Origin of the sequence: Bilophila sp. 4_1_30, assembly GCF_000224655.1 — a bacterium.
GTDB lineage: Bacteria > Desulfobacterota > Desulfovibrionia > Desulfovibrionales > Desulfovibrionaceae > Bilophila > Bilophila wadsworthia.
The window spans coordinates 32198-38317 of sequence record NZ_JH114237.1 but is presented as its reverse complement, the minus strand read 5'-3'; the positions used below and the strand labels follow the sequence as shown (position 1 = coordinate 38317).

Sequence of the window (6120 nt, the reverse complement as noted above, 5' to 3'; positions counted from 1 at the left end):
ACCTTTCATACCCAAAGGATTACCCATGCCTGAACTTTCCCGAGCCGACTGGGTCCGCGAAGCGACCCGTACGCTGCATGAGGCCGCGGTGAACTCGCCGCGCCTGTCCGCCGAACTCATCCTCCAGCACGTCTGCGGCATCAGCCGTGTGGAACTCGCCACCCGTCCGGAAACCTTCCTCTCCAGCGATCAGCTCTCCCGCATGACCGGCCTGCTCCGCCGCCGAGCCGATGGCGAACCCGCCGCCTACCTTCTCGGCCAGCGCGAATTCTACGGCAGGGACTTCCGGGTCACGCCCGCCACCCTCATTCCCCGCCCTGAAACCGAGCACCTCATCGAAGCGGCCCTCAAAGGCTGCGACGGCCCCGTCAATTTTGCGGATCTGGGCACGGGCAGCGGCTGTATCGCCGTGACCCTGTGCGCGGAACGCCCAGACTGGCGCGGCCTCATGGTCGATCTGTCCGGCCGCGCGCTGGCCGTGGCCTGCCAAAACGCCGTGCGCCACGATGTCCGCCAACGGCTGCAACCCGTCCGCGCCGACTTCACCCGGCCTCTCCTGCGCCCGGAATCGCTGGATCTGCTGGTCAGCAACCCGCCCTATGTCGGCAAAACCGAATATGAAGGGCTCTCCGCCGAAGTCCGTGATTTCGAACCTGTCACGGCGCTCGTCCCGAACTTTGTGGACTCGGACAAGATCCCCAGCCATGACCACCATCATGACCACGGCGGCAGCCACAGCCATGCCCCTTCCACTCCCCCGGATAAGCCGGAAGGGCTGGAACACCTGATAGCCGTGGCCCAGGAGGCTTTCGTGGCCCTCAAACCGGGCGGCCTGCTGCTCATGGAGCACGGCTATGCGCAAGGCGCTGCCATAAAAGTGTTGCTTGAAAGCCACAAATGGGAAAACGTCTTGATTCTCAAAGACTTGTCAGGCCATGATCGAGTGGCGAGCGCTCGGAAACCCGCGGCTTGAGGGCCACAGTGTTGTGGAAAAGACACGCTTGCTTTTTTGCCACAATACATTTTTTTCGTATTGTTCAAAGGAGATATGAAAATAAAAATTTTGGCCCGCTTCTTGCTATAGGTTAGAGTGGAGGGATTCCATGAACCAGACTACTATTCAACGCGTCGTTACTTGTTCCGGTATTGGCCTGCACAGCGGCAACAAGGTCTACCTTGCCCTTCGCCCCGCTTCGGCCAACACGGGCATCATCTTCGACATCCATACCCCGGATGGCATCCGCCGCGTGAGTCCCGCCCCCAAAGCCGTCGCCACGACGGTGCTCGCCACCACTCTCGGTTCGAACGGGGCCACCGTCTCCACGGTGGAACACCTGCTGGCTTCCGTACTTGGCCTCGGCATCGACAACCTGATCATCAGCGTCGAAGGCGGCGAAATCCCGATTATGGACGGCTCCGCTGCGGCGTTTCTGGAACTGTTCGCCGAAGCCGGCATCCGTGAGCTGCCCGCGCCCCGCAAGGTGATGCGCATCAGCCGCCCCTTGGAACTGCGCGACGGCGACAAGTACATCCGCGCGCTCCCCTATGCCGGGTTCCGTGTGGACTGCACCATCGACTTTCCCCATCCGACCATCGGCCGCGAGCACTTCAGCATGGAAGTGACTCCGGAAAACCTTACCCGCGTCGCCAACGCCCGCACCTTCGGCTTCTTCAAGGACGTCGAATACCTGCATAGCCACGGCCTCGCCCGCGGCGGCTCTCTGGAAAGCGTGGTCGTGCTCGACGACAACGGCGTCATGAATCCTGAAGGCCTGCGCTACAAGGACGAATTCGTCCGCCACAAGGTGTTGGACTTCATCGGCGACATGGCCATGCTCGGGATGCCCATTCAGGGCCAGTTCGAAATATGCTGCTCAGGCCATCAGCTGAACAATGCCTTCCTGCGCAAGGCGGAAAGCGAACGGGCGCTTCAGCTCATCGACCTCTCCCTTGAAGAGGCCCAAAACCGCAAGACCCGCGAAAAGCGTCCCGCCTACGAAGGTTCGCTGGCTCTGGCGTAAGACACCCGATCCGACCTGACGAGGGGGGAGCGGAATGCCCTGCGGGATCTCCCCGCGCGGTACGCCGCTCCCCCTTTTCCGTACCCGCCGCCCCTTCCGGAACGGCAGACGCTTTTCTTTTCCCTCACGAGCGGAAACGCCATCAACCTTTTTTGAGGAACGACAATGGCCACCTTCCAGACCATCACGACCGGCAAGAAACAGTACCTTCCGCTTCTTCTCCTCGCGGACCCTTGCGAAGCCATGATCGATCGCTATCTGGAAGCCGGAGATATGCATGTCCTCTCCATCGGCGACGCGCCCGTCTGCGTGGCTGTGGTCATCCCCTATTCCGACACTGCCTGCGAACTCAAGAACCTCGCCACCGATCCCCAATTCCAAAAGCAGGGGTACGCCACCCGCCTGATGGAAACCCTGTTCAAATTCTACGCGGCACGTTTCCGGGCGATGTATGTGGGAACCGCAGGCCCCGGCGTGGCTTTTTACGCCCGGTTCGGTTTCACGCACTCGCACACCGTCGCCGGATTCTTTACCGACAACTACCCCGAACCAATCTATGAAGACGGCGTTCTCCTCACGGACATGCTTTACCTCAAAAAAGAGCTGGCCTGACCGGAAAGCCCCAGGAAAAACACCTATGGATTTCATTGAGCAGTACCTGCGATTCATCAAGGAAGCCGAGCGGCTGAAGGCCGTCACCCGCACGGCTTGGACACACGACGGGCGGCGCGAAAGCACCGCCGAGCACTCGTGGCGGCTGGCCTTGTTCGCCGGGCTCGCTGCGGAACGCCTTCCCGGCCTGAACAGGGAAAAAGTGCTTATGATGAGCCTGATCCACGACATGGGCGAACTCTACGGCGGAGACATTTCGGCGGCACTGTGCCCGGACCCGCAAGAAAAAAACAGCGAGGAAAGCCGGGCCGTGCACAAAGCCTTTTCCCTGCTCCCCAAGCGGGAAGCCGAATCCCTGCTGGCCCTGTGGCGGGAATACAACGCGAACGCCACCCCGGAAGCCCGGCTCGTCAAAGCGCTGGACAAGGCGGAAACCATCATCCAGCACAATCAGGGACGCAACCCGGAGGATTTCGACTACCGGTTCAATCTCGGCTACGGAAAAGAATACTTCGAGGGCAACGGATTTCTGCGCGAACTCCGCACGCTTCTGGACGAAGAAACCGCCGCCAAGCTCCACGGTACAGATTAAACGCTCGCACCCCCCAAACGACAAAGGCATGGGAACCATCCGGTCCACATGCCTTTTCTTTGCCTGACGGGAACCCCGCCGAGAGCCTTCACCTGCCCGCCCCGTTTTTCGGAAAAGGGAGGCTAAGGAAGGGCGGCAAACGCACCGGCCTATTCCCGGCAAACGTCTCCACCCTTCCTGTTTTTTATTCAGCCGGCTACTTGAACGCCGCGACGCCGGCCTTGGCCACGTTGGTGTCCTCAGCCACGCTGCCGCCGCTCACGCCGACGGCACCGACGATGACGCCGTCCTTGTTCTTGAGCAGTTCGCCGCCGCCGAAAATGACCAGACCGTTGTTGGTGACTTCAATGCCGTACAATTCCTTGCCGGGCTGCGAAGCCGCGCCGAGGGCGGACGTCGGCATGTTGAACAGGCGGGCGGTACGGGCCTTGCCGATGGAAATGTCGATGCTGCCGAGGAAGGCCCCGTCCATGCGCGTGAAAGCCTTCAGGTTGCCCCCGGCGTCCACGACGGCAATGTTCATGGGCACGCCCTGCTCTTTGGCTTTGGCGAGAGCGCCCTTGATGACCGTATCGGCCTGCGCCTGCGTGATGTCGCCGGGAAGCTGGAGTTTGCTCACATCCACACCCGCGAACGCGGTGACGGAAAAAGCCAGAACCATCAGGCCGGACAAGAGAAGACGACGCATGAAAACCTCCATCTGTTGCGGTATGGGCAAAGCGCCCCATCCCACGGAACGCAACCCGGCGCTCCGCTTTGCTCTACGGTATCCACTTGCGCCTTTTTCCGCAAGACACTATATCAAATGGATGAACGAAATATCCCCTCACGACGGTTCACCTGCCGAACGCCGCGGCATCCACCTCCTTTCACCCGAACTGCGCAATCAGATCGCAGCCGGTGAAGTCGTGGAACGTCCCGCAAGCGTAGTCAAAGAACTTGTGGAAAACAGCCTCGACGCCGGAGCAACATTGATCGAGGTCACGCTGGAAAACGGCGGGCAGAGCCTCATCCGGGTCAGGGACAACGGCGCGGGCATCCCCGCCGCCGAGCTGGAGCTGGCCGTCACGCGCCACGCCACCAGCAAAATAACCAGTATGGACGATCTCTGGCACATCAGCTCCTTCGGGTTCCGCGGCGAAGCCCTGCCGAGCATCGCGTCCGTGTCCAGCTTCCGCATGGAGTCGGCTTTCCGCGCCTCGGAAGACGCCGAGCCCGATGCGGCCTTCATCCAGATGGAACACGGCGTGCTCGCCCAGCAAGGGCCGAGCGGCCTGCACAAGGGAACGGTCGTCGAAATCCGCGACCTCTTCGCCACCATCCCCGCCCGCCTCAAATTTCTGAAAGCGCCCGCGACCGAACAGAAGCGTGCGCAGGAACTCCTCACCCGTCTGGCGCTCACGCATACGGACGCGGGCTTCATCTTCCTTGCCGGGACGCGGGAAGTCTTGCGGTTCCCCGCCGGGCAGTCCCTGCAGGAACGCCTCTCGGTCATCTGGCCCGATTCCGTTACGGAAACCCTGCTGCCGTTCGACCGCACCACCCATGACATCCGCGTCCACGGGCTGGTCTCCCCGCCCGGACAGGCCCAGCCGCGCGGCGACCGGATGCTGCTCTACGTCAACGGCAGGGCCGTCAACGACAAGGTCATCCTGCGCGCCGTCCGCGAAGCCTACAAGGGGCGCCTCCTTTCCAAGGAATACCCGCAGATCGTCCTGTTCATGGAGCTGCCTCCGGAAGAAGTGGACGTAAACGTGCACCCAGCCAAGATTGAAGTCCGTTTCCGGGATGAGCGCTCCGTGTTCGGGGCCGTGCTCCGGGCCGTGGAGGAGGCGGTTGTCCGCAATCTCCCCACGGGCGATCTTGACGCGGCCCCTTCCGGCGAAGAAGCGCGCCATGCCCCCGCGTACGAGCCCAAGCCCCTCGGCTTTTGGGGCGAAGCGGATCGAGAGCGGATCATGCGGCCCCGGCAGCAACCCCTCATCCCGCCGGATCACGAGGAAACGGCTTCCGCCGTGCCTCCCGCATCGGAACGGCCATCCTCCGAACCGGCCTCTGTCCCCGAGCCATTGTTATACGGTGAGGAAGGGCTTCCGTGGGATAAGGTTCCCGACAAGCCCGCCGCATCTGCCTTCCACGAATTCCACGAAGCCCCCCAAGCGTTTGCGGCTCCGCAGCCTCCGGCGGCAGGTGCGGATTCGTTACCGGAAACCGCACCGAACGCCGCCGTGCAGCCACCAGCCGCCAGCCGCGCCAGACCTTCCGAGCCCGAACAGCCCGAAATCGAGCAGATTGGCGAAGGCCAAGTACGCGTCGGCCCTTACGTGTACATGGGGCAGATCGGCGGGACGTATCTGCTGCTCCGGGATATACGCAACGGCCGCGACAACGCGTCCCTGCTGATCCTCGACCAGCACGCCGCACACGAGCGGGTACTTGTGTCCCGGATAGAGGCCGGGGGCTTTTCGGGCATGTCCCAGCCCTTGGTGCTGCCGCTCGAATATACGCTGCATCCGGCGGAACGGGAGCGCATTCAGGAGTTTCACGAATCCCTCTCCGCCCTCGGGTTCGAGCTGGTGCTGCGGGAACAGGGATCCGGAACCGTGCTCGAAGTGCGCGCCGTGCCGCCTTTGCTGGAACGTGCCGCCGCCGGGGAATTCATCCGTGAGGTACTCGCCGGGCGCAAGGAGGATCTCCATTCGCTCTGGGCCACAATGGCCTGCAAGGCCGCAATCAAGGCCGGGGACGCCCTCGCCCCGGATGAAGCGGTCAACCTCATCGCCCAGTGGCTCATGACCGAGAACCGCCAGTTCTGCCCGCACGGGCGGCCCTGCGTCCTGCAATGGGGCACCAGCGATCTGGACAAGATGTTCAAAAGGATGGGGTAAGGGAATT

The 6120-nt window shown here is 62.4% G+C and carries 6 protein-coding genes; 5 read left to right on the top strand and 1 reads right to left on the bottom strand.

Annotated features, from left to right (window positions below; translation table 11 throughout):
* Nucleotides 1–25: 25 nt before the first annotated feature.
* The 4 genes from prmC (at nucleotide 26) to HMPREF0178_RS19280 (ending at nucleotide 3225) form a co-directional block, all read left to right on the top strand.
* Entirely contained in the window at nucleotides 26–973 is a 948-nt protein-coding gene (prmC, locus tag HMPREF0178_RS19295; RefSeq protein WP_009369224.1) for a peptide chain release factor N(5)-glutamine methyltransferase, read from the top strand.
* Nucleotides 974–1103: 130 nt separating this feature from the next.
* On the top strand, nucleotides 1104–2021 hold the full coding sequence (gene lpxC, locus HMPREF0178_RS19290) for a UDP-3-O-acyl-N-acetylglucosamine deacetylase (protein ID WP_009369223.1): 918 nt from the start codon (nucleotides 1104–1106) through the stop codon (nucleotides 2019–2021).
* Nucleotides 2022–2186: 165 nt separating this feature from the next.
* Nucleotides 2187–2633, top strand: coding sequence for a GNAT family N-acetyltransferase (locus HMPREF0178_RS19285; RefSeq protein ID WP_009369222.1), 447 nt, complete (start codon nucleotides 2187–2189; stop codon nucleotides 2631–2633).
* Nucleotides 2634–2658: 25 nt separating this feature from the next.
* A complete protein-coding gene (locus tag HMPREF0178_RS19280) occupies nucleotides 2659–3225 on the top strand; it encodes an HD family hydrolase (RefSeq protein ID WP_009369221.1) in 567 nt (188 codons plus the stop codon).
* A gap of 196 nt (nucleotides 3226–3421) precedes the next feature.
* Here HMPREF0178_RS19280 and HMPREF0178_RS19275 read toward each other — a convergent pair whose 3' ends face one another.
* Nucleotides 3422–3913, bottom strand: coding sequence for a heme-binding protein (locus HMPREF0178_RS19275; RefSeq protein ID WP_005030478.1), 492 nt, complete (start codon nucleotides 3911–3913; stop codon nucleotides 3422–3424).
* Between the two features lie 121 nt (nucleotides 3914–4034).
* On the opposite strand from HMPREF0178_RS19275, the gene mutL reads away from it, so the two are divergent.
* Nucleotides 4035–6113, top strand: coding sequence for a DNA mismatch repair endonuclease MutL (gene mutL / locus HMPREF0178_RS19270; protein ID WP_009369220.1), 2079 nt, complete (start codon nucleotides 4035–4037; stop codon nucleotides 6111–6113).
* Nucleotides 6114–6120: the final 7 nt, after the last annotated feature.